This is a genomic window from Streptomyces sp. NPDC001599, assembly GCF_042893535.1.
GTDB lineage: Bacteria > Actinomycetota > Actinomycetes > Streptomycetales > Streptomycetaceae > Streptomyces.
The window spans coordinates 793852-816589 of sequence record NZ_JBIAVA010000001.1 but is presented as its reverse complement, the minus strand read 5'-3'; the positions used below and the strand labels follow the sequence as shown (position 1 = coordinate 816589).

General features: G+C 71.7%; 23 protein-coding genes. 11 read left to right on the top strand and 12 right to left on the bottom strand.

All coding sequences use genetic code 11. The annotated features are described in order from the left end of the window. The first annotated feature begins 151 nt into the window (after positions 1 to 151). Both ACFYZ3_RS03710 and ACFYZ3_RS03705 read left to right on the top strand, forming a co-directional pair. A complete protein-coding gene (locus tag ACFYZ3_RS03710; RefSeq protein ID WP_388513749.1) occupies positions 152 to 838 on the top strand; it encodes a maleylpyruvate isomerase family mycothiol-dependent enzyme in 687 nt (228 codons plus the stop codon). Positions 839 to 898: 60 nt separating this feature from the next. Continuing rightward, entirely contained in the window at positions 899 to 1555 is a 657-nt protein-coding gene (locus ACFYZ3_RS03705; protein ID WP_388513747.1) for an MBL fold metallo-hydrolase, read from the top strand. Positions 1556 to 1765: 210 nt separating this feature from the next. Here the strand turns inward: ACFYZ3_RS03705 and aroQ are convergent, their stop codons facing one another. From aroQ to ACFYZ3_RS03670, 7 genes are all read right to left on the bottom strand, one after another. Continuing rightward, positions 1766 to 2239 (bottom strand): type II 3-dehydroquinate dehydratase, encoded by a 474-nt coding sequence (aroQ, locus tag ACFYZ3_RS03700; RefSeq protein ID WP_003976858.1) that lies wholly within the window; start codon positions 2237 to 2239, stop codon positions 1766 to 1768. 89 nt (positions 2240 to 2328) lie between these two features. After that, positions 2329 to 3429: an ionic transporter y4hA gene (locus ACFYZ3_RS03695; RefSeq protein WP_361007676.1), complete on the bottom strand. Its 1101-nt coding sequence runs from the start codon at positions 3427 to 3429 to the stop codon at positions 2329 to 2331. Between the two features lie 134 nt (positions 3430 to 3563). Continuing rightward, positions 3564 to 4565: a TerC/Alx family metal homeostasis membrane protein gene (locus ACFYZ3_RS03690; protein ID WP_388513746.1), complete on the bottom strand. Its 1002-nt coding sequence runs from the start codon at positions 4563 to 4565 to the stop codon at positions 3564 to 3566. A 252-nt stretch (positions 4566 to 4817) separates the two neighbouring features. Continuing rightward, a complete protein-coding gene (locus tag ACFYZ3_RS03685) occupies positions 4818 to 6830 on the bottom strand; it encodes a TerD family protein (RefSeq protein WP_388513745.1) in 2013 nt (670 codons plus the stop codon). A 124-nt stretch (positions 6831 to 6954) separates the two neighbouring features. Beyond that, a complete protein-coding gene (locus ACFYZ3_RS03680) occupies positions 6955 to 7533 on the bottom strand; it encodes a TerD family protein (RefSeq protein WP_388513743.1) in 579 nt (192 codons plus the stop codon). A gap of 141 nt (positions 7534 to 7674) precedes the next feature. Continuing rightward, the gene (gene uvrB, locus ACFYZ3_RS03675; protein WP_388513742.1) at positions 7675 to 9813 is read right to left on the bottom strand and encodes an excinuclease ABC subunit UvrB; all 2139 of its coding nucleotides are present in this window, start codon (positions 9811 to 9813) and stop codon (positions 7675 to 7677) included. Between the two features lie 40 nt (positions 9814 to 9853). Beyond that, positions 9854 to 10732, bottom strand: a complete 879-nt coding sequence (locus ACFYZ3_RS03670; RefSeq protein WP_388513741.1) for an MHYT domain-containing protein — start codon at positions 10730 to 10732, stop codon at positions 9854 to 9856. A 290-nt stretch (positions 10733 to 11022) separates the two neighbouring features. Here ACFYZ3_RS03670 and ACFYZ3_RS03665 point away from each other — a divergent pair, with 290 nt between their 5' ends. Then, positions 11023 to 11892 (top strand): glycerophosphodiester phosphodiesterase, encoded by an 870-nt coding sequence (locus tag ACFYZ3_RS03665; RefSeq protein ID WP_388513740.1) that lies wholly within the window; start codon positions 11023 to 11025, stop codon positions 11890 to 11892. A gap of 37 nt (positions 11893 to 11929) precedes the next feature. Further along, entirely contained in the window at positions 11930 to 12484 is a 555-nt protein-coding gene (locus ACFYZ3_RS03660) for a methylated-DNA--[protein]-cysteine S-methyltransferase (RefSeq protein ID WP_388513738.1), read from the top strand. A 24-nt stretch (positions 12485 to 12508) separates the two neighbouring features. On the opposite strand, the gene ACFYZ3_RS03655 is transcribed toward ACFYZ3_RS03660, so the two are convergent. Next, positions 12509 to 12937 carry a VOC family protein gene (locus tag ACFYZ3_RS03655; RefSeq protein ID WP_388513737.1) on the bottom strand — a complete coding sequence of 143 codons (429 nt, stop codon included), beginning with the start codon at positions 12935 to 12937 and terminating at the stop codon, positions 12509 to 12511. A gap of 137 nt (positions 12938 to 13074) precedes the next feature. Between ACFYZ3_RS03655 and ACFYZ3_RS03650 the strand changes: the two genes are divergently transcribed. Together ACFYZ3_RS03650 and ACFYZ3_RS03645 are read left to right on the top strand one after the other, a co-directional pair. Further along, entirely contained in the window at positions 13075 to 13983 is a 909-nt protein-coding gene (locus ACFYZ3_RS03650) for a pseudouridine-5'-phosphate glycosidase (protein ID WP_388513735.1), read from the top strand. After that, positions 13980 to 14915, top strand: a complete 936-nt coding sequence (locus ACFYZ3_RS03645) for a carbohydrate kinase family protein (protein WP_388513734.1) — start codon at positions 13980 to 13982, stop codon at positions 14913 to 14915. Before ACFYZ3_RS03650 ends, ACFYZ3_RS03645 begins: the two co-directional genes overlap by 4 nt. Before the next feature lie 13 nt (positions 14916 to 14928). Here the strand turns inward: ACFYZ3_RS03645 and ACFYZ3_RS03640 are convergent, their stop codons facing one another. Next, positions 14929 to 15723 carry a methyltransferase gene (locus ACFYZ3_RS03640; RefSeq protein ID WP_388513733.1) on the bottom strand — a complete coding sequence of 265 codons (795 nt, stop codon included), beginning with the start codon at positions 15721 to 15723 and terminating at the stop codon, positions 14929 to 14931. Positions 15724 to 15965: 242 nt separating this feature from the next. Here ACFYZ3_RS03640 and ACFYZ3_RS03635 point away from each other — a divergent pair, with 242 nt between their 5' ends. Next, complete coding sequence (locus ACFYZ3_RS03635) at positions 15966 to 17093, top strand: magnesium and cobalt transport protein CorA (RefSeq protein WP_388513732.1); 1128 nt, start codon at positions 15966 to 15968, stop codon at positions 17091 to 17093. 18 nt (positions 17094 to 17111) lie between these two features. Here the strand turns inward: ACFYZ3_RS03635 and ACFYZ3_RS03630 are convergent, their stop codons facing one another. Beyond that, a complete protein-coding gene (locus ACFYZ3_RS03630) occupies positions 17112 to 17744 on the bottom strand; it encodes a uridine kinase (RefSeq protein ID WP_388513730.1) in 633 nt (210 codons plus the stop codon). Between the two features lie 214 nt (positions 17745 to 17958). Here ACFYZ3_RS03630 and ACFYZ3_RS03625 point away from each other — a divergent pair, with 214 nt between their 5' ends. Beyond that, positions 17959 to 18435, top strand: a complete 477-nt coding sequence (locus tag ACFYZ3_RS03625; protein WP_388513729.1) for a DUF1772 domain-containing protein — start codon at positions 17959 to 17961, stop codon at positions 18433 to 18435. Between the two features lie 159 nt (positions 18436 to 18594). After that, a complete protein-coding gene (locus ACFYZ3_RS03620) occupies positions 18595 to 20085 on the top strand; it encodes a glutamate synthase subunit beta (protein WP_388513728.1) in 1491 nt (496 codons plus the stop codon). Positions 20086 to 20176: 91 nt separating this feature from the next. On the opposite strand, the gene ACFYZ3_RS03615 is transcribed toward ACFYZ3_RS03620, so the two are convergent. Together ACFYZ3_RS03615 and ACFYZ3_RS03610 are read right to left on the bottom strand one after the other, a co-directional pair. Beyond that, the gene (locus tag ACFYZ3_RS03615; RefSeq protein ID WP_361007647.1) at positions 20177 to 20452 is read right to left on the bottom strand and encodes a DUF397 domain-containing protein; all 276 of its coding nucleotides are present in this window, start codon (positions 20450 to 20452) and stop codon (positions 20177 to 20179) included. Continuing rightward, positions 20453 to 21313: a helix-turn-helix transcriptional regulator gene (locus ACFYZ3_RS03610; protein WP_356362879.1), complete on the bottom strand. Its 861-nt coding sequence runs from the start codon at positions 21311 to 21313 to the stop codon at positions 20453 to 20455. It lies immediately after the preceding gene. 282 nt (positions 21314 to 21595) lie between these two features. Between ACFYZ3_RS03610 and ACFYZ3_RS03605 the strand changes: the two genes are divergently transcribed. Further along, positions 21596 to 22291: an ATP-binding protein gene (locus tag ACFYZ3_RS03605; RefSeq protein WP_388513726.1), complete on the top strand. Its 696-nt coding sequence runs from the start codon at positions 21596 to 21598 to the stop codon at positions 22289 to 22291. Continuing rightward, positions 22282 to 22722 carry a hypothetical protein gene (locus ACFYZ3_RS03600; protein WP_388513725.1) on the top strand — a complete coding sequence of 147 codons (441 nt, stop codon included), beginning with the start codon at positions 22282 to 22284 and terminating at the stop codon, positions 22720 to 22722. Before ACFYZ3_RS03605 ends, ACFYZ3_RS03600 begins: the two co-directional genes overlap by 10 nt. Positions 22723 to 22738: the final 16 nt, after the last annotated feature.

Here is a 22738-nt window from a genome sequence, read left to right as displayed (position 1 = left end):
TGACAACGCCGGTCGGATTCACCGGTTGTCAACAAACCCCGACTTCCCAGCATGCCCGACGCCGCAGTCGACCTTATAGCACGTGCATTCGAATTGCGGGGGTCGTCCACAACCTTCACCCGAAGGTGTGGCGCGGTCTAGGGTCAGCAGCATGATGGATCACGCTCATGACCTGGCGTCTGTACGTGACGCGACCGATCGGCTGCTCACCGCGGTCGGGAAACTGGACAACGCGTCCGTGACGGAGTCGTCACGGCTTCCCGGCTGGAGTCGCGGTCACGTCCTCGCCCACCTCGCCCGCAACGCCGACGCACTCGTGAACGTCCTCGAAGGGCGCCCCATGTACGTCTCCGGCGAGGCCCGGGACGCCGACATCGAGCGGGACGCCCCGCGCCCGCTCGACGCGCAGCTCGCGGACGTGCGCGAGAGCGCCGCCCGGTTCCAGGACGCCTCGGCCGTACCCGCGGACTGGTCGCGCACCGTGGAGCTGCGCAACGGGATCACGGACTCGGCCTCCCGGGTGCCGTTCCGGCGGTGGGCCGAGGTGGAACTGCACCACGTGGACCTGGGCATCGGCTACGAGCTGGAGGACCTACCGGCGGAGTTCACCGGGCGGGAGACCGACTTCCTCGCCGCCCGGTTCGCCGGTCACCCCGAGGTGGCGCCGACCCGGCTCACGGACGGCACGCGCGCGTGGACCACGGGACGGGAGGCGGACGCTCCCGAGGTGACCGTCACCGGCGCCCCGGCCGATCTGCTCGGCTGGCTCGCCGGCCGCCGTGCGGGCTCCGCGCTCACGGTGGAGGGCGGCCCGCTGCCGGCGCTGCCTCCGCTGTAGACCCCGGAAGGCAGGCGGGAGGCAGCCTGCGGGCCGCCTCCCGGCGCTAGGCTGGCCGTCATGACGTACAGCGGAGAGGTGACGGTCGGCGGGCCCGCCGACGTGCACGAGCTCAAGGACCTGATGATCACCAAGGTCGCGGTCGGCCCGATGAACAACAACGCCTATCTGCTGCGCTGCCGGGCCACCGACGAGCAACTGCTGATCGACGCCGCCAACGACGCGCACACCCTGCTCGGCACGATCGGTGACGACGGCATCGCGTCGGTCGTCACCACCCACCGCCACGGCGACCACTGGCAGGCGCTCGCCGAGGTCGTCGCGGCCACCGGCGCCCGCACCCACGCGGGCCGGCACGACGCCGAGGGCATCCCGGTGCCGACCGACGTCCTGGTCGACGACGGCGACACGATCCGGGTGGGGCAGGTGGAGCTCACCGCACGCCACATCGTCGGCCACACACCGGGCTCCGTCGTCCTGGTCTACGACGACCCGCACGGGCATCCCCACGTGTTCACCGGGGACTGCCTGTTCCCGGGCGGCGTGGGGAACACCTTCAAGGATCCGGAGGCCTTCGCCCGCCTCATTCACGACGTGGAGACCAAGGTCTTCGACACGCTCCCGGACGAGACGTGGGTCTATCCCGGGCACGGCAACGACACGACGCTCGGCGCGGAGCGGCCGCACCTGCCGGAATGGCGGGCGCGGGGCTGGTGACGAGCGGGCGCGTCAGGTGCGCGCCCGCGCCCTCCCGCCCGTCGTACGCGCCCCGTGTGAAGCGTTCGCACACACCCGCGGGCCGCACCCGCTCCCCGCGCACCGGTGCGGCGCGGTCGACTGGTGGCAGCCCCGCACAGGAACGACGGCTCCTGGGCGGCACGGGCCGCCGGCACCCGATCCCCGCCCTCGGCCGGCGGCCCCGGCGCCTCAGGCCCTGGCCGAGCCCGCCCCGGCCAGGGCCGCGATCCGCTCCACACCGAAGACGTACCCCTGCACACCGCACCCCGCGACGACGCCGTCGGCGCGCTGCGAGACGTAGGAGTGGTGCCGGAACGGCTCACGCTGGTGGATGTTGGAGATGTGGACCTCCACCACCGGCAGCCCGTCGCAGGTGTTGAGCGCATCCAGGATGGCGACGGACGTGTGCGAGTACGCGGCGGGGTTGATCACGATCCCGCAGTGGTTCAGCCGGGCCTCGTGGATCCAGTCGACCAGTTCGCCCTCGTGGTTGGACTGCCGGAAGTCCACCGTGCCGCCGTGCGCGGCCGCCGCCTTCACACACAGTGCCTCCACGTCGGCGAGGGTGTCGGAGCCGTAGATCTCCGGCTGGCGCTGGCCGAGCAGGTTCAGGTTGGGGCCGTTGAGGATCATGATCGGGGCGTTGGCCAGGCTGCGGGGCACGGTTCCTCCGGTCCGTGGGGGTGCGGCGGTCCCTGCGCGACCGCCGCTCGGTCCCCGGTCTATCACGGTGCGCCGGCGCACCGTTCGGCCTACGGGTTGACGGCCAGTTCCAGGTACGCCGCGAACAGCACCAGGTGGACGCCTCCCTGCAAGGGCGTGGCCCGGCCCGGCACGACCGTCAGGGAGGCCACCACCACGGTCAGGGCGAGCAGCACCATGTGGATGGAGCTGAGGCCGAGGACCAGCGGCCCGGCGAGCCACACGGAGGCCAGGGCGACCGCGGGAATGGTCAGTCCGATGCTGGCCATGGCGGAGCCGAGCGCCAGGTTCAGACTGGTCTGGACCCGGTCGCGGCGCGCGGAACGCACCGCGGCGATGGTCTCGGGGAGCAGGACCAGCAGCGCGATGATGACGCCGACGACGGCGTGGTGGAGTCCGGCGGCCGCCACCCCGTCCTCGATGGTCGGCGACACGCCTTTCGCCAGACCGACGACCCCGATCAGTGCCAGGCCCAGCATCCCGAGGCTGATCAGCGCCGTACGGGAGGACGGTGCGTCGGCGTGCTCCTCGAAGGTGATCACTTCGCCCTGTCGGGTGATGGGCAGGAAGTAGTCGCGGTGCCGCACGGTCAGGGTCGCGATGAACAGGCCGTAGAGGACGAGCGAGGACAGTGCCGCGAAGGTCAGCTGCACGGTGGAGAACTCCGGGCCGGGCGCGCTGGTGGTGAAGGTCGGCAGCACCAGGCTGAGGGTGGCCAGGGTCGCCACCGTCGCGAGGGCGGCGCCGGTGCCCTCCGGGTTGAACACCGCGGTCCCGTGTCGCAGGGAGGCGACCAGGAGGCTGAGTCCGACGACGCCGTTGCAGGTGATCATGACCGCCGCGAAGACCGTGTCCCGGGCCAGGGTCGCGCTCTTGTCGCCGCCGTCCGCCATCAGGGTCACGATGAGCGCGACCTCGATGACCGTGACCGCGATGGCGAGGACCAGGGAGCCGAAGGGCTCGCCCACCCGGTGGGCTACCACCTCGGCATGGTGCACGGCGGCCAGGACGGAGGCCGCCAGGACGATCGTGAGCAGCGCGACGACCGCGCCGGGCAGCGAGCGGCCCCAGGTGAGTGCCAGCAGTACGACCGCGATCACGGGCGTGATGGTCGTCCACTGTGCGAGGAGCGCCCTGGGACCGGTGGCCATGCGGTGATCGTCGCAGAGGGCGACGGGCGCCGCACTCCGGGCCCGGGGGGCCTTCGCCCGCCGAGTACGCCCGGCGCACACGGGAGGAGCGGCGAACGGCTCCGCGCCGTTCGCCGCTCCCGGGCCCGAGTGGGTCAGGCCTCGATGCTGTCCTTCCGGGCGTCGTCGCCGCCGGCGGCCGCCGCTTCCGCCGCGGCCTGCTTCTTCGAGGCGCGGAGGCTGGTGATCGTGGTGACGATCAGCACGGAGCAGATCACGCCGAGCGAGACCGGAATGCTGATCTCCGGGACGTGGACGCCGGACTCGTGCAGGGCGTGCAGCACCAGCTTGACGCCGATGAAGCCCAGGATCACGGACAGGCCGTAGGACAGGTGGACCAGCTTCTTCAGCAGACCGCCGATGAGGAAGTACAGCTGTCGCAGACCCATCAGCGCGAACGCGTTGGCCGTGAACACGATGTACGGGTCCTGCGTCAGACCGAAGATCGCCGGGATGGAGTCGAGCGCGAAGAGCACGTCGGTGGTGCCGATCGCGAGCATCACGACCAGCATCGGCGTCATGATCCGCTTGCCGTTCTCCTCGATCCACAGCTTGGTGCCGTGGTATCGGTCGGCGACGCCGAAGCGGCGCTCGGCGGCCTTGAGGAGCTTGTTCTCCTCGAACTCCTCGTCCTCCTCGTCGGCCCGGGCCTCCTGGATGAGCTTCCAGGCGGTGTAGATGAGGAAGGCACCGAAGATGTAGAAGACCCAGGCGAAGCTGGCCAGGATCGCGGCACCCGCGGCGATGAAGATGGCCCTGAGGACCAGGGCTATGAGGACACCGATGAGCAGGACCCGCTGCTGGTACTGCGAGGGCACCGCGAACTTCGCCATGATCAGGACGAAGACGAAGAGGTTGTCCACGCTCAGCGACTTCTCGGTGATGAAGCCCGCGAAGAACTCGCCGGCGGGCTCACCGCCACTGAAGAGGAGCAGGCCGAGCCCGAACAGGCCCGCCAGGGCGATCCAGACGCCGGTCCAGATACCCGCTTCCTTGATCGATACGTCGTGCGGTTTGCGGCCGATGAAGAAATCGACCGCGATGAGGGCGGCAAGGCCCACGATGGTCAGGACCCACAAGGTCACCGAAACTTCCACTACGCCTCCGGCAGTACGTCACACGGCAGATGTCAGCGTCGTCGCTGCCGGAGGTCTCTTCCACCCAGGTGCCCGGGACGCGTGATGCGCCCGGAACCACGGGCCGACGCCCCGGGATCTGGCCTGATCCGTATTGACGGGTACGCCGCACAGACAGGGAGTACTCCCCTCCGTACGGACGACAGTACCCCAATCCCCAAGGGAAGGTAAAGAGATTTGCAAATAAAGCTCAAAAGCCCAGCTCGGAGCCGGTCAGCGATCCCACGAACGGCGGGCGGCGGCGACCTGGGCGAGCACCTGCTGGAGCACCTGGCTGCCGGGCGGCACGAGCGAGGGCTCGTACGTCCAGGCATGCCCGACCCACGGGTCGGCGAGGTGGTCGTCGGCCACCGGGGTCAGCCGCAGCAGCGAGCGCCACAGCGGGTCGAGCAGCGGTCCGAACCCGGCGGACTCCTCTCGATCGGCGACCATCATCAGGTGGACGCCGACGGCCGGCCCCTCGTCGGCGAGGTAGCGCAGCTGGTTGACGGCGCGGTCGTCGAAGCCGTGCGGGAAGTCGTTGACGATCAGCAGCTGCTGCGAGGTGTCGAGGCCGGGCGGGAGCGCGTCGGGCGCACCTCCGCGCAACGCCATCTGGACCAGGTCGACGCGCTGGGTGAGACGGGCCAGAACGTCCGCCGCACCGGCGGCGCCCTGGGCGGGCGGCGCGGCGAGCACCCCGCTCTGGGCCAGCGGCGCCAGCGCCTGCGCCCCGGACCCGGCCGGGTCGATGACGTGCACGGTGAACTCGCCCGCCGGGTAGACGGCGAGCAGCCGAGCCGCGTGGGAGACGGCCGTCTCCAGGCCCAGGCGCCGCATCTCGTGGGAGTCGGCGAACGACCCGTCGAGCGAGGCGGAGCGCCCGCTGTCGATCCACAGACCGCGCTCGAGCGGCAGCCGGATCAGCATCGGGATGCGGATGCGGTCGGCCTCCGGCAGATGGAGATCGCCCAGCCGCAGGGCCATCGGGATCTCCATGGGAACGCGGTAGGCGTGCCAGACGGGGTTGTCCCAGCGGGCGAAGGCCGTCGGCAGCGCGGGCTCGACGACCTCGGCCTCGGCGACGAGCTGGGCGACGTCCCGGTCCAGGACCTCCCGGGCCTGGGACACCAGCTGGCCGTGCCGGGCGCGCGCCGCTTCCCGGGCTGCGTCTGCCTGGCCGCCGATCCGGCTGCGGGGGTCGGACAGGACCTGGTCGAGCTCCTTCTCCATGCGGGAGTCGGCGAAGTCGACGGCGCTGCGGTAGGCGGCCGTGGTGCGGGCCAGGTCCTCGAACATGCCCCACACCTGGTTGTAGAGCCGCTCCTCCATGGACCAGCCGGTGGCGTCACCGGCGACGGGCCGGGCCGGCCGACCCGGTTCGGCCGGGGGTGCGGCAGGCGGGGGCGGGGGCGGCGCCGCGTTCTGCCGACGCGGGTGGCTGTAGTCGATCGGGGCGCCCGCGGCGGGCGCGGACGGCTGGCCAGTGGCGGGCTCCCCCGGGCCGCCCGGGTACGGCTGCTGTCCCCCGGGGCGTCCCGGCGCCCCGGGCGCCTGTGGGCCGGGAGCGGGAGCTCCCTGGGGGTCGTACGGGGACGCCGGCGGGACGGGACCACCGGGGCCGGTCCCGGGCGCGGTGCCGTGGTCCGGACGGTGCGCCGGGGCCGCGGCCGGCGGGGCCGGTATCGAACGGGCCAGTCCGCTCGCCACCGCCTCGTGGATGCTCGCCGCGAGCTGGTGGGCCTGGGACAGCTTCTGGTCGGCGAGAAGCTCGGCGAGGCCGCCCGCGTAGCCCTGGCCGACGGCGCGCACCTTCCAGGCGCCCTGGCGCCGGTAGAGCTCCAGGGCGACGACGGCGGACTCGGCTTCCAGGCCGGTGATGGTGTAGCTGGCGACCTCGTCGCCGTCGAGGTCCGTGACGGCGACGAAGGGGGCGGCGACGGCCCCGAACCTGGCCGGGCCCTGCCCGCCGGTGGGCAGGGCGAGCAGCACGCTGACGCGGTGCACGGCGTCCGGCACTGCGTCCAGGTCCACCGCGAGACGGTGGTCGGCGGCGGCCTGCCGGGAGACCTCCAGGCCCGGCAGGGTGGGCGCACCGGGGTGGACCACCCGTTCGACGCCGTGGATGGTGCCGTTCTCGTCGCCGAGTGTGGCCCCGGCCACGACCGGCGTACCGGCCGAGACCCGGATCTCGAGACGAGCCCGGGTAAGCGGGTGGTTCTGTCCCCGCGTCAGCTCGGCCGTCATCGCCTTTCCCCCTGTGTCGTTCGTCTGTCACCCGCAAGGCGTCGTGCGGGTCTGGCCGGTCCCGCACGGGGGACCGGCCGGTTCGTGTCGGACTGCTGCGGGCCGGACTGCCGCAGGCCGGCTGCTACAGGACCGGCAGGATCGCCGGCATCAGGTCCTGGAAGGTGCGGCCGTTGGCCGGGGTGCCGATGGCGGTCATCGCCCAGCCCTGGCCCGCGCGGTTCACCTTGGCCATGATCTGGGCCGTGTAGGCTCCGCCGCCGGCCAGCGTGTAGCGGGCGAGTTCCTGGCCGTTGGTCTCGTCGACCAGGCGGCAGAAGGCGTTCTGCACCTCCTGGAAGGTCTGGCCGGTGAAGGAGTTCACCGTGAAGACGATCTGGTCGATGTGGACCGGAACGCGCTGCAGGTCGACGAGGATCGCCTCGTCGTCGCCGCCCTGGCCGACACCGCCGACGAGGTTGTCCCCGGTGTGGCGCACCGAGCCGTCGTCACTCACCAGGTGACGGAAGAAGACGACGTCGACCGGCTGCTTGTCCGCGAAGAGGACCGCGGAGGCGTCCAGGTCGATCTCCCGGGTGCGCGAACCGAACAGGCCGCGCCGGGGAGCCGCCTGCCAGCCGAGACCCATCCGCACCGACGTCAGGCTGCCGCCGTCGCTCTTCTGCAGACTGATGGCCTGACCCTTGGTCATGTTGACGGTCACGCGCTGATCCCCTCTCGAACTGTCCCCTGTTGCCGCGGTCTCCGCGGTTGACCAGAACCCTACGCAGGGGCACTGACAGTGCCCCACCCCGGTCCGCGCTTTGTGTCGGTCTTGCAACACAGAGCGTGCCCGGGCGGGCCGTCAGGCCAGGCCCGCCTCCCTCATCTGGCGCAGTTCCTTCTTCATTTCGGAGACCTCGTCGCGCAGCCGGGCCGCGATCTCGAACTGGAGGTCGGCCGCGGCCGCACGCATCCGGGTGGTGAGGTCCTCGATCTGCTCGGCCAGCTCCGCCGCGGGACGGTCGGTCACCGGCGTCTCCTTGGCTCTGCCCCTGGCCGCCTTGGCTCCGCCCGTCGCCTGACCGCCCAGCGCCGGCACGGGGGCCTTGGCACCCTTGCCCTCCTTCGTCTGGCGGTAGCCAGAGCCGAGGAGCTGTTCGGTGTCGACGTCCTCGCGGGCGATCTGCGCCACGATGTCGTTGATCTTCTTGCGGAGCGGCTGCGGATCGACGCCGTTGGCCTTGTTGAACGCGACCTGCTTCTCGCGGCGGCGGTTGGTCTCGTCGATGGCCTTCTCCATCGCCGGAGTGATCTTGTCCGCGTACATGTGGACCTGGCCCGAGACGTTGCGCGCCGCGCGGCCGATGGTCTGGATGAGGGAGGTGCCGGAACGCAGGAAGCCCTCCTTGTCGGCGTCGAGGATCGCCACCAGGGACACCTCGGGCAGGTCGAGGCCCTCGCGCAGCAGGTTGATGCCGACCAGGACGTCGTACTCGCCCGCGCGCAGCTCGCGCAGCAGCTCGACCCGGCGCAGCGTGTCGACGTCGCTGTGGAGGTAGCGGACCTGGATGCCGAGCTCCACGAAATAGTCGGTGAGGTCCTCGGCCATCTTCTTGGTGAGGGTGGTGACCAGGACGCGTTCGTCCTTCTCGGTCCGCGTGCGGATCTCGTGCACCAGGTCGTCGATCTGGCCCTCGGTGGGCTTGACGACGACCTCCGGGTCGACCAGGCCGGTGGGGCGGATGATCTGCTCGACGGCGCCGTCCGAACGGGAGAGCTCGTAGGCGCCCGGGGTCGCCGACAGGTAGACGGTCTGGCCGATGCGCTCCTGGAACTCCTCCCACTTCAGCGGGCGGTTGTCGAGGGCGGAGGGCAGCCGGAAGCCGTGGTCGACCAGGGTCCGCTTGCGGGAGGCGTCGCCCTCGTACATGGCGCCGATCTGCGGCACGGTGACGTGCGACTCGTCGATGACGAGCAGGAAGTCGTCCGGGAAGTAGTCGAGCAGGGTGTTCGGCGGGGAGCCGGGTGAGCGGCCGTCGAAGTGCATCGAGTAGTTCTCCACGCCGGAGCAGGAGCCGATCTGGCGGAGCATCTCGATGTCGTACGTGGTGCGCATCCGCAACCGCTGGGCCTCCAGAAGCTTGCCCTGCTTCTCCAGCTCGGTCAGGCGCTCGGCCAGCTCCTTCTCGATGTCGTTGACCGCACGCTCCAGGCGCTCGGGTCCGGCGACGTAGTGGGAGGCCGGGAAGACGTACAGCTGCTGGTCGTCGCTGATGATCTCGCCGGTGACCGGGTGGAGGGTGGACAGGGCCTCGATCTCGTCGCCGAACATCTCGATGCGGACGGCCAGCTCCTCGTAGACCGGGAAGATCTCGATGGTGTCGCCGCGCACCCGGAAGGTGCCGCGCGCGAAGGCCATGTCGTTGCGCGTGTACTGGATGTCGACGAAGCGGCGCAGCAGCTCGTCCCGGTCGTGCTCCTCGCCGACCCGCAGCGGGACCATGCGGTCCACGTACTCCTGCGGGGTGCCGAGGCCGTAGATGCAGGACACGGAGGCGACCACGACGACGTCACGGCGGGTGAGCAGTGAGTTGGTGGCGGAGTGGCGCAGGCGCTCCACCTCCTCGTTGATCGAGGAGTCCTTCTCGATGTAGGTGTCCGACTGGGGGACGTAGGCCTCGGGCTGGTAGTAGTCGTAGTACGAGACGAAGTACTCGACGGCGTTGTTGGGCAGCAGCTCGCGGAACTCGTTGGCCAGCTGGGCGGCCAGGGTCTTGTTCGGCGCCATCACCAGGGTGGGACGCTGGAGCTTTTCGATCATCCACGCGGTGGTGGCGGACTTGCCGGTGCCGGTCGCGCCGAGCAGGACGACGTCCTTCTCGCCTGCCTGGACGCGCCGGGCCAGCTCGGCGATGGCCGTCGGCTGGTCGCCGCTCGGCTGGTAGGGGCTGACGACCTCGAAGGGCGCCACCGTGCGTTCGATCTGGGAAACGGGCCGCATGGGTTCCACCGTACGACCCCGCACTGACAACGGGTCCCGGTCAGCGGTTCTGCGGGGTGCGTGAGCGCCGGTGGACGAGGGGACGGCGGGTGCGGCGCGCGAGGTGGTGTGCCGGGTGGCGGATCGTGCGCGGGGCCTCGGTGTGGGCGGGGATGCCCGGCTTCCGCTCGGCGGGGACCACGGCGGGCCTTCCCATCACCATCAGCGGGTCGAACATGACGACGACGCCGGCGAGGAGGAGGAAGGCGAGGGGACCGATGAGCATGGGGGCGAGCAGTTCGGCGGACGATCCGCCGACGGAGGGCTCGGCCGTGCCGCTGAGGTGGACCTCGACCGCGGCCATTCCCGTGTAGTGCATGCCGGTGACGGCCAGTCCCATGATCAGGGCCGCGCCCACACTCCACAGGAAGCCCCGCACCTGTCCGGCCGCCCACAGGGCGGCGGTGGCGGCGGCCATGGCTATGACGACGGACACGGCGACGGTGAACGTGTTGTACGTCAGCTGTCCGTCGAGGTGCATACCGGCCATTCCCAGGTAGTGCATCGAGGCGATGCCCAGGCCGGTGACGGTGCCGCCGGTGAACAGGGCGGTCCCGCGCGCGCCCCGGTAGCCGACGATGAAGATCCCGACACCCACCATGACGACGGCGACGGCCAGGCTGGCGAAGGTCATCAGCCAGTCGTAGCGGATCGGGGTGTGCTCGATCGTGAAGCCCATCATCGCGACGAAGTGCATGGTCCAGATGCCGGAGCCGATCGCCGCCGAGCCGAGGGCGAGCCAGCCGGGGCGCCAGGAGCGGCTGACCAGCACGGCCCTGGCGGTGCAGCGCAGACCGAGGGCGCCGCCGAGACAGGCCATGAGGTAGGCCACCAGCGGTGTGACGAGTCCGTAGCTGAATCCGTGGACCGTGCTGTGCATTGCGGCTGCCCTTCCGCCTTCTTACGCCCCGGTGGTGTCCCGGATTCTCCTGATGTGCGCCCCCTCCCAGGACCGCGCGAACGATTCAGGGTCGAGGCAGAGAGTATGGCGTCCACCGGAATGGTCGAACGATTCTCCGGCAAAGAATCACGGTCTCGCCCCAGTTGTGCCGCCCCCGTGAGCGTAGTTGAGCAACTCCATTCAGCCTGTGGCCACTCCGCGCCCCTCTTTCGTTGACTCTCTGATGTCACAGTGGTGCTGTCCGTGATCGTTCGACGCGAGGAGTACGCATGCACGTGCGCGCAGTAGCCGTCACGACCACCGCCCTTCTGGGAGTCGCCCTCACGGCTCCGCTCTCGCACGCGCGAGCGGACGAGGCGGGGGACGACGGGCCCACGGTCGTGGCCCACCGGGGTGCTTCCGGGTATGCGCCGGAGAACACCCTGGCCGCCGTCGACCGGGCGGCCGAGCTGGGCATCCGCTGGGTGGAGAACGACGTCCAGCGCACCCGGGACGGCGAACTGGTCGTCCTCCACGACGAGAGCCTGGAACGTACGACCGACGTGGAGGAGGTCTTCCCCGACCGCTCGCCCTGGAAGGTGAAGGACTTCACCGCCGCCGAGATCGCGCGGCTGGACGCGGGGAGCTGGTTCGGGTCAGAGTACGCGGGCGCGCGCGTGCCGACACTGGAGCAGTACGTGCACCGCGTGGAGCACAACCACCAGAAGCTGCTGCTGGAGCTGAAGAGCCCGGGGCTGTACCCGGGCATCGAGCGGCAGACCCTCAAGGTCCTCGCCAACGAGGGCTGGCTCGACCGGCGGCACGTGGCGGGACGGCTGGTCGTGCAGAGCTTCGACGCCGACAGCATCCGGACGGTCCACGACCTCAAGCCTGCCGTCAAGACCGGGTTCCTCGGCACCCCGGCCGTGTCGGAGCTGCCGGCGTACGCGGAGTTCGCCGACCAGATCAACCCGTCGTACGGCTCCCTCTCCCTGAGCTACGTGTCCGCGGTCCACGCGTTCACCGGGCCGCACGGCAGGCCGCTGGAGGTCCTCACCTGGACGGTGAACGACGCCGACACCGCGCGCCGGGTCGCCGGGTACGACGTCGACGGCATCATCACCAACAAGCCCGACGTGGTGCGGGACGCCGTGGACTGACCCGGGCGTTGTCAGTGGCGGGCCGTACCGTGGGCACATGGACAGCCACGGGCAGTACGAGCAGCGGGTCGTGTGGACCGTCGTCGGCACCGACATAGGTCCGCTGCTGCTCGCCGCCACCCCCGACGGTCTCGTCAACGTCGTGTTCCACGCCACCGACGCCACACGTGGCCGGGCGCTCGACAGGCTCGCGGCCCGGCTGGGCACGGAGCCCGTCGAGGCGCCCGGCTCCCCGCTGCTGGCCGAGGCGATACGCCAGGTCGAGGCGTACTTCGCGGGCCGGAGGCGCGACTTCGAGCTGCCGTTGGACTGGTCGCTGATCTCGGGCTTCAACCGGCAGGTGCTGCGGGAGCTGGCGTCCGGCGTCCCCTACGGCTCGGTCGTCGGCTACGGCGACCTGGCCGGCCGGGTGGGCCAGCCGGGTGCCGCTCAGGCGGTGGGCATGGCCATGGGGGCCAATCCGCTGCCGGTCGTCGTGCCGTGCCACCGGGTCGTGGAGAGCGACGGCGGCATCGGTGGATTCGGCGGCGGCGTGGACACCAAGCGGCGGCTGCTCGCGCTGGAGGGTGTGCTGCCCGAGCCGCTGTTCTGAGGGGCGGACAGCGGCCGGGCGGTGCTACTCGTAGTGCCGGGCCTCGATGATGTTGCCGTCCGGGTCGCCGAAGTAGAAGCTCCGCCTGGCCATGCCGCGGGCGCCGTAGGAGTCGTACGAGAGGTCCGAGACCGGGACGGACTGCTCCTCCAGACGGGCCCGCAGGGCGTCGAAGTCGTGCGGGGACAGGGCCACGCAGATGTGGTTGACGGGATGGCCGGCACTTGCCTCGGCGCCGGGGACCATGCGCATGCGGTCGGCCATGGCGTGCGGTGCGAGGTCGAGGATGGTCTCGTCGGTCAGGCGCACGGAAGGGAAGCTCACGGTCCCGGCGGCGTACTCGGTGAGCCGCAGGGGCTCGAGGCCCAGGTTCTTCTCGTAGAAGCCGGCCGCGGCGACCGGGTCGCGCACCCAGAGGACGATGTGGTCGAGACGTGTCGTGTTGTCCGTCATGGCTCCCAGGCTCATGGTCGGCTCCGGGGGCCGCAAGGGGCCCGTTCCGGCGCCGTCGGGGTTTGGCCCGGTCCCGCACCCGCCAGGGATGAGGGAGACCGGAGCTGAGGGAGAACCGTCGGACAGGAGGCAGGCGCGTGACGCTGCTGGTGTCGGAAGAGGTACGGGAGGCGCTGGACGCGCGTCGCCCCGTGGTGGCCCTGGAGTCCACGATCATCGCGCACGGCTTGCCCCGCCCGCGCAATCTGCTGGTGGCGCGGGAGCTGGAGGAGGCGGTGCGGCGGGAGGGCGCCGTACCGGCGACGATCGCCGTGCTGGACGGCCGGCCGCATGTCGGTCTGGACAAGGAGCAGCTGGAACGGGTCGCCAACGAGGACGGCATCCGCAAGCTGGGACACCGGGACCTGCCGCTCGCGGTGGCCTCCGGCGCAAGCGGGGCGACCACCGTGTCGGCGACCGCCCTGCTGGCGGACCTCGCGGGCGTACGGGTGTTCGCGACCGGAGGGCTGGGCGGCGTCCACCGGGAGTGGACGGTGACGCAGGACGAGTCGGCCGACCTGGGCCTGCTGGCCCGCACCCGGATCACGGTGGTCTGCGCGGGCGTGAAGTCCATCCTGGACGTACCGGCGACCCTGCAGCGGCTGGAGACGCTGGGGGTCGCGGTGGCCGGTTACGGGACGGACCGCTTCCCCGGCTTCTACCTGTCCGACTCGGGGCATCCGGTGGACTGGACGCTGGACGACCCGGGGCAGGTGGCGGCGGTCATGCGGGCGCAGGACGCGCTGGACGGGCCCCGGTCCGCGCTCGTCGTCGCCAACCCCGTTCCCGAGGAGGAGCAGCTCGATCCCGCTCTCCACGCGCGCGTGCTCGCCGACGCGCTGGACGCCTGCGAGGCGGAGGGTGTCATGGGCCAGGCGGTCACGCCGTTCCTCCTCGAACGCCTGGTGCGGCTCACCGACGGCGCCTCGCTGAACGCCAACCTGGCGGCGGTACGGGGGAACGTGCGGCTGGCCGCCCGGATCGCGGCGGCCTGGACCGGGGCATGAGCCCGGCCCCGGCCGGTGCGCTGCTGGTCGTCGGGGACGTGGTCACCGACATCGTCGCCCGGCATCGGGGACCGCTGGCGCCCGGCACGGACACCGCCGCCGCGGTGCGGCGGCTGCCCGGCGGGGCGGGCGCCAACGTGGCCTGCTGGGCCGCGTACGAGGGGTGCGGAGACGTGCGGCTGCTGGGCCGGGTGGGCACCGACGCGTCCGCGTGGCACGAACGGGAGCTGACGGCCTGCGGGGTGCGTCCGCTCCTCGTCGTCGACTCGGCGGCGCCCACGGGGACGGTGATCTGCCTGGTCGACACCGCCGACTCGGCCGAGCGGACATTCCTCACGGACAGCGGGGCGGCGTTGCGGATCGGGCCCGGCGACTGGTCGGACACACTGCTCGACGGCGTGGGCCGGCTGCATCTCTCGGGCTACCTCCTCTTCTCGGAGCCGGGCCGCGCCCTGGTGTCGGTCGCCCTGGCGGCGGCCCGCGCGCGTGGGGTGCCGGTCAGTCTGGACCCGGCGTCGGCCGGGTTCCTCACCGCGCTGGGCGTCGACCGTTTCCTCGGCCTGGTCGAGGGCGTGGACGTGCTGCTGCCCAGTCGTGACGAGGCGTGTCTGCTCACCGGCCTGCCCGACGTGGCGGACGCTGCGGCGAAGCTCAGCCGGCACGTACCGCTGGTGATCGTCAAGCAGGGTGCGAAGGGGGCCCTGGTGGCGCGGTCCGGCACCGTGGGCGCACGGGTCGCCGCGGTCACGGCGGCAGCGCGGGACAGCACGGGCGCCGGTGACGCCTTCACCGGAGCGTTCCTCGCCGCACTGCTCACGGGCGCGGAGGCCGAGGAGGCCACGGCCGCCGGGTGCCGGGCGGGCGCACGGGCGGTCGAACGGGTGGGCGGGAGACCGCCACGAGCGGCCGGCCGGGGACCGGGCGGCGGTTAGCGGGGCTCAGGGGTCACCCCTTGCGTCCCCACGCCGAGATCATCGGCGCCGTCGCGAGGTCCATGCCGCCGGCCGCGACGTTCGCGAGGTGGCGGTCGATGTCGTCGTGGGTGGCCACCTGGGCGGCCACCAGCTGGTCACGGATCTGTCGTACCGTCGCGGACTCCAGCGCGGCGCACGCGGCCGAGGTGACCGGGAAGTAGGCGTCGGCCTCGACTCTGCGCAGTCCCGCCTCCCGGAGCAGCCGGGGCAGTCGGCGGCCGTAGGAGAGGTCGGCGCCGCGACCGGACAGCAGTTGGCGGAAGCCGTGGCGGAGCCGGTTCGCCAGCTCCTGCTCGGGTCCGTGCTCGTCGGGGCAGAGCAGGGGCTGGAGGGCCGGGTCGGCGTCCTCGACCAGGAGGCGGCCACCGGGACGCAGGGCCTTGATCATCGACCGCAACGCCCTGTCCCGGTCGGGGACATGGACGAGGACGAGTCGGGCGTGGACCAGGTCGAAGCCCTCCCCGGGCGGTTCCTCCGCCCCCACGTCGTGCACGCGCACCTCGACCGGCGGCCGGCCGGCCGGGGCGACCCGCGAGGTGTCGATGTCCGTCGCGAGGACCCTGCCGGTCGGCCCCACCCGCTTGGCCAGCCACGACACCACGGAGGTGCCTCCGGCTCCGACCTCCCAGCAGCGCCAGCCGGGGCCGACGCCGAGTGCCTCCAGGTGCCGGAACGTCGTGGGGTCGAAGAGCGTGGCGAAGGCGTCGAAGCGCTCCGCCGCCTCGGACTGCCCGTTGTCGAGGAGGTATCCGTCGGTTCGCGTCATGCTGCGATCATCCCAGTTGTCCCGCTTGCCCGAAGGGGGCGACGCTCCGGCACGCGGGCTCCCTCCGCGACGGCCGGGCGGTCCGGGACGAGGCGTTCGGGCCCGAGCGGTCCGTCCACAGGCGGGAACAAAGCGGAATCCCCCGTTTCCACAGGCCCGTTCGCCGTGTCCGCCGGCCTGGCAAACTGGCCTGCCAAGGCGCGGGAAGCACAGCGCGAGGGGACCCACGCGGGGAGATTCGGATGACCATGGCGGGCAATCTGCGGAAGGTCACGGGGCTGGACAGGGTCGGCGGCCTGCGGAAGGTGGCACGGCTGGCCCGGCGACGGCCGCGGGTGGACCTGAGCCACCCCGCCCGTTCCCCGCTGGGCTCCTCGGTGGTGAACTGCGTGACCTACCGGGACGGTGTCCGCATGCCCGAGGCCGGCGATCCGGTCGATGTCGTGGCGCGGATGCGCAGGCGTGGGGCGGGTTTCGTGTGGCTCGGTCTGCACGAGCCGACGGACCAGGAGTTCGCGGGTGTCGCGGAGCTCTTCGAGTTGCATCCGCTGGCGGTCGAGGACGCGATCGAAGCCCACCAGCGGCCCAAGGTGGAGCGGTACGGAGACACGCTCTTCGCCGTGTTCAAGACGGTCTGCTACGTGGAGCACGAGGAACTGACGGCGACGAGCGAGGTGGTGAGCACCGGCGAGATCATGGTGTTCGCCGGGCCGGACTTCGTGATCACCGTGCGGCACGGGCGGCACGGCTCGCTGGGGCCGCTGCGGGAAGGACTGGAGTCCGATCCGGCCCAGCTCGCCAAGGGACCGTCGGCGGTACTGCACGCGATCGCGGACCATGTGGTGGACGACTTCCTGAGCGTCATCGAGTCGGTCCAGGAGGACGTCGACCATGTCGAGACGGAGGTGTTCGCGGAGAACGGCGCGCGGGTCGACCCGGGGCGCATCTACCAGCTCAAGCGTGAACTCCTGGAGCTGCGGCGGGCCGTGGTGCCGCTCGGCCGGCCGCTGGAGGAGCTGGCCACCCGCCCGTTCCGGGTGGTCGAGCCGGAGATACAGGCCTACTTCCGCGACGTCGCCGATCATCTGCTGCGGGCCACCGAGCAGATCGCGGCGTTCGACGAACTCCTCAACTCCATCCTCCAGGCACACCTGGCCCGCGTGACGGTCGCGCAGAACGAGGACATGCGGAAGATCACGGCCTGGGCCGCCATCGTCGCCGTGCCCACGATGGTCTGCGGCGTGTACGGCATGAACTTCGACCACATGCCGGAACTGGGCTGGCGGTACGGCTACGGCCTGGTCATCGGCGTGATAGCCGTCGGCTGCCTGGCGCTGCACCGGGGCTTCCGGCGCAACGGCTGGCTCTGAGGGGCCGGCCGCGCCGGGTCAGCCGCTCCAGGCGGGATGCCGTGGATCGTCGGCGCGCACCAGGACGTCGGCGGTGCCCGACGGGTCGGTCTCCTCGTCGTAGCGCTCGAAGGCGGGCAGGGTCCACTGCTCGGTCTCGGGGGTGCGGCGACGCAGGGCGCCCGGGGTGAGGACGAGATGGACGCTCAGATCGAGGGGGAACCAGTGACGGAGCAGAAAGGGACCGTGGAGCAGCAGCGCACCGCCGGGAGGGAGTTGGGCGTAGGGGCTGCGGGTGGCCCGGTCGGTGACCGGGTCCCACAGATCGGGCAGGACCCGCCCGTCGCCGCCGGGACCGACGGGATCGAAGACCTCGCGCCACAGGGCACCGGTGTCGTACCAGCCGTTGTAGTAGGACTCGGCGTCCTGGTGGCCGTACTCCAGACGGAGCGAGGCGGGTCGCAGGAAGCCCTCCGTTCCGACGACGAGGGAGGGGCGTCCGCGCACGCGCAGCGCCTCACCGACCCGTTCGGCGAGGTCGCCGGGGCGGGCGGCGGGCGCGCCGTCGAGGGCGACGCGCGTCCAGGCACCGCCGTCGGTGGGCTCCAGGTCGAGCAGTCGCTCGGCGAGCCGGTCGCCGAGCCGGTCCCAGGTGATCGCTTCCAGTCGCACCCGCCCATCATGCGTCAGCTTCCGTGTCGGTCGACACGTCGGTTGCCGCGCCGGACAGCGCCTCGCCCTCCTGGACGCTCGCGCATGGGCCCGCGGCGCTGGGCCATGGTCACCGTGCCGGTGCGGCGGTTGACTTGGGGCGATCGGCGGGCGGTGGCGCCGGGAGGGCGTGCACCGGACCGACAGTTACTCGACGGGTGGGAGTTGACGCGACATGGGCGAGGGACCGTACTTCGTACTGACGGTGCTGGGCGTGCTCGGGACCGGTGTGACCGCTGGTGTCTTCTGTGCCTTCTCCACCTTCGTCATGCGGGGGCTCGCCGCGCTGCCGCCCGCCCAGGGGGTCGCCGCGATGAACGCGATCAACACGGCCGCGGTGCGGCCGGCCTTCATGTCCGTGTTCCTCGGGACGGTGGTGCTGACCGCGGTGATCGCCGTGGTCACGCTGGTGCTGTGGCCGAAGGAGGCCGCGGTGGAGCTGCTGGGCAGCGGGCTGTACCTGGCCGGGTCGTTCGGGGCGACCGCGGCGGCCAACGTACCGCGCAACGCCGCGCTGCTCCGGCTGGAGCCGGGCTCCGCGGAGGCGGCCGAGCGCTGGCCGGCCTATGTGCGCGAGTGGACGGCCTGGAACCACGTGCGTGCGGTTGCCTCGGCCGCCGCGGCGGTGGCGTACGTGCTGGCCCTCGCCTGAGCCGGCCGCGGCACGGGCTGTGCACCGACCGGGCGCGGTCCGGCCCGGGCGAAGGGCCGTCCGGCGCTCTGCGCGCTGAGCGGACCGGTCGTATCGTGGAGCGCGAGAGCGCCGCCCCCCGGCGCACGGCCAGCCACCGCGCACGCAAGGAAGACGGCCATGGCCGATCCCAAGGGTTTCCTGACGACGCCCCGCGAGGAGTGGCCCCGCAGACCTGCCGGAGAGCGGGTCCGGGACTGGGACGAGGTGTACGTCCCGGGAGCGCTGCTGCCGATCGTCGGCCGGCAGGCCGACCGGTGCATGGACTGCGGCGTCCCCTTCTGCCACGAGGCCTGTCCTCTGGGCAATCTGATCCCGGAGTGGAACGACCTGGTCTCCCGGTCGGACTGGCGGGCGGCGAGCGAGCGGCTGCACGCCACGAACAACTTCCCGGAGTTCACCGGCCGGTTGTGCCCGGCGCCGTGCGAGGCGGGCTGTGTGCTCGCCATCAACCAGCCCGCCGTCACCATCAAGAACGTCGAGTGCGCGATCGCGGACGTGGCCTGGGAGGAGGGCTTCGTCCCGCCCCGGCCGCCGGAGCGGCTGTCCGGGAGGACGGTGGCGGTGATCGGTTCGGGACCGACGGGTCTCGCGGCGGCGCAGCAGTTGACCCGGGCCGGGCACACGGTCGCGGTGTACGAGCGGGACGACCGGATCGGCGGGCTGCTGCGGTACGGGATCCCCGAGTTCAAGATGGAGAAGCGGCACCTGGAGCGGCGCGTCGGCCAGATGCGGGCGGAGGGGACGAGGTTCCGCACGTCGACGGCGGTCGGACGGGACGTGGACGCCGCCGGGCTGCGGGCTCGCTACGACGCGGTGGTGATCGCCACCGGGGCGACGGCGTGGCGCGAGCTGACCGTGCCCGGCCGGGAGCTGGCGGGGGTGCATCAGGCGATGGAGTACCTGCCGCTGGCCAACCGGGTGCGTGAGGGCGACCTCGAGCGCTCCCCGCTGTCCGCCGCCGGGCGGCACGTGGTCATCGTCGGTGGTGGCGACACGGGCGCGGACTGTCTCGGTACGGCGGTGCGGGAGCGGGCCGCGTCCGTGACGCAGCTGGACATCTACGCGCAGCCGGGTGCGGAGCGCGACGAGCAGGCCGATCCCTGGCCGACCTATCCGCGCCTGTACCGGCTGTCGGCGGCGCACGAGGAGGCACGCGACCTGCGGTCCGCGCCGGCGGCGGACGCGGACGCGCGGCTGTTCGCGGCGTCCACGCTCCGCTTCACCGGCGACGGGCGTGGGCACGTGCGTGCGCTGCACCTGGTCGGGGTGGACGCCGGGCGCCGTCCGCTGCCCGGCAGCGAGCGGTCGCTCCCCGCGGACCTGGTGCTCCTTGCCCTCGGTTTCTCGGGGCCCGACCGGCGGGACGGGCTCGTCGACGGGCTGGGACTGGAGATGGAGCCCCGTGGCACGATCGCCCGGGACCGGGGCTTCGCGACCAATGTCCCCGGGGTGTTCGCCGCCGGGGACGCGGCGCGCGGGCAGTCACTCGTCGTCTGGGCGATCGCGGAGGGGCGGGCGGTGGCGGCGGCCGTCGACCGCCACCTGTCCGGCGGCAGCACCCGGCTGCCGGCCCCGGTCGGCCCGTACGACCGGCCGATGACGGCCTGACCGGGGTGCATCCGTGCGGGGCGCGATCGGATCGGTGATCAAAACTCAGTGCCAAACAGCTTAAAAACAACAATCAAAGGGGGTGCACGTTTCAGGACAGAAGGAAGTCCGCCTCTCCCGCCTTCGCTCCCTCGATGAAGGCTGTCATCTCGGCCGAGGTGTAGATCAGTGCCGGCCCGTCCGGGTCGGTGGACTGCCGCACCGCGATCCGGCCGTCGGCGAGCTTCATGGCCTCCAGGCAGTTGCCTCCGTTGCCTCCGCTCCACGGCTTGTGCCAGCCCTCGCTGCCGAGGTCACGGGCGGGCATGCCGTTGTAGATCCGCTCGGTGCGGTTGAGTGGCGAGCGCTGGGGCTTGATGCGATTCATTCACAGCTCCTTGCGGAGATCCCGGAGGATCTCCTTCGTGCGATGTGCCGTGGCGGCCTGCGCCGCCATGCGGTCCATGACCTCGAGGTGGGTCGCCACCTCGGCACGCGCGTCGAGATAGACGGCGCCGGTCAGGTACTCGCTGTAGACCATGTCCGGCAGTTCCGGCATGGCGAATCGGAACAGCACGAAGGGCCCGTACGTGCCGGGGTGCGGCCCGCTCGAGAACGGAGCGATCTGCAGCGTCACATTGGGCAGCTTCGTGGCCTCGAGCAGCCGGTCGATCTGGGCACGCATCACCTCCGGCCCCCCGACGGGGCGGCGCAGCGCAGTTTCGTCCATCACGACCCACAGCCGGGGTGCGTCCTTACGGGTGAGCAGTTCCTGGCGTTGCATGCGCAGGTCGACGTGGCGCTCGATGTCGTCGGGCCGGGTCTGCCCGATGGCGCCCGAGCGCAGCACGCCGCGTGCGTAGTCCTCGGTCTGCAGCACCCCGGGGACGAAGTGGGGCTCGTAGGCGCGGATCAGGGAGGCCGCGCCCTCCAGGCTGACGTACAGCGAGAACCAGCCGGGGAGGATGTCGTGGAAGCGCTGCCACCACCCCGGTTTGTTGGCGTCCTCGGCCAGCTGGACGAAGGCTTCGGCCTCCTCGTCGCCGACGCCGTAGGCCTTCAGCAGGAGCTGAAGGTACGGGATCTTGAGGGCGACCTCGGCCATCTCCATGCGGCGGACCGTGGCCGGAGCGACGCGCAGGATGCGGGCGGCTTCCTCGCGTTTGAGACCGGCACGTTCCCGCAGGTCCAGCAGGCGCCGGCCGAGTACGACCTGGCCGACCGTCGGCGCGGACCGCGGCTCGCTCACCGCCCACCTCCTGAAGAGTCCCGAAAGATTCCCTGCGTGCCAGAGTCCTTGCGTCCCTGTTTTCTGTACGGACAGCCTCGGCGAGGCCCGGCGTGTCCTGGTGCGGACAGCCCGGCGGCGCCATTCGAAGGTCTGTTCGAAAGCCTGGCGAGGCCTTCGACGACCTGAAGTGGCGCCGCTCGACGTGCTGTTGCGAGCAGTGTGCCACGACCGTCCAGAACGTCACACAGCACTCTGCATTTTTCAGAGTGACACTTGCCAAGTGTTCACGGCGGGGCGATAGTGGCAAGCGTGATTCCGTCCGCGCCCTTAGGAACAGACGCCGCCGCGGGCTCCCTGGGCCTCGGTGCCGCCATGGGAGCCGGCGCTTCGGGAGCCGCCGCCGCCGAGCGCCGGTTCCGTTTCGAGCTGGCCGCTCATCCGGGTTCTCCCTCACAGGCCAGACGCCTGACACGGGCCCGGCTGAGCGGCTGGGCAGTGTGCGAGGACACCTGTGACACCGCGGCCCTGGTGGTCTCCGAACTGGTGACCAACGCGATCGTGCACACGGCGAGCAGACACATAGTGTGCGAGCTGCACGACGCCGACGACCTGGTCCGCATAGCCGTGCGCGACGAGGGCTGCGCCCCGGGCCAGCCCCACCCCTCGGCCGATCAGCAGCCCGAGGACGAGCACGGCAGGGGCCTGATCCTCGTCGACGCCCTGTGCGAGGCCTGGGGCGCCCACGAGCACGGTCCCGGCCTGCTGGTCTGGGCAGAGCTGCCGCGCAAGGCCGACGAAACCCGCGACCCCTCGGAGCCCCGCAACGACCTGGGCTGGGGCGCCCGCCCGAAGCCCGCCCCCACGGATGACACGGCGGACGAGGGCGAGGCCGAGTCCCGCGGTCGGGAAGACCTCCGGCCGCGCGAGGCCCGGGGGACCGCAGAGATCCGCAAGGGCCGGGAAACAGTCCGTGGAACGGGGACCGAATGGCTATGAGGGCTGCGTCCGGCGTCCGACCTCTCGGTCTGGACACGATGGTCCGCCTCCAGCGCGGACGGCACACCGCCGGAACACCTCGGAGACTGCCCGTGCCGGACGGTATGACGGCGCCGCTGGGCTGCGACGCGGTGGCGGTTCCCGCCCGCCTCGGCCAGCAGGTGCTGCCCCGGCTGCCGCGCGTGGGGTGCGTCTACGCCGATGAGACGCACTGGTGGTGGATCGTTCCGTCCGACTCCGACTACGCGCTGGAGTGGCCCGCCCCGGCGCGTTACGCGACCGGTGCGGTCGTACCGGGCTCCACGAGCCTGCCCGCCCTCCTCCACCGCTCGGACGGCACGGTTCCCTACACGCCGCCGATCCCGCTGTACCTGGCCCTGTGCCGGCTGACGAACACGACGCCCACCTGGTCGCGGACGGTGAGCGCGTAGGAGCCGGGCGGCGGCG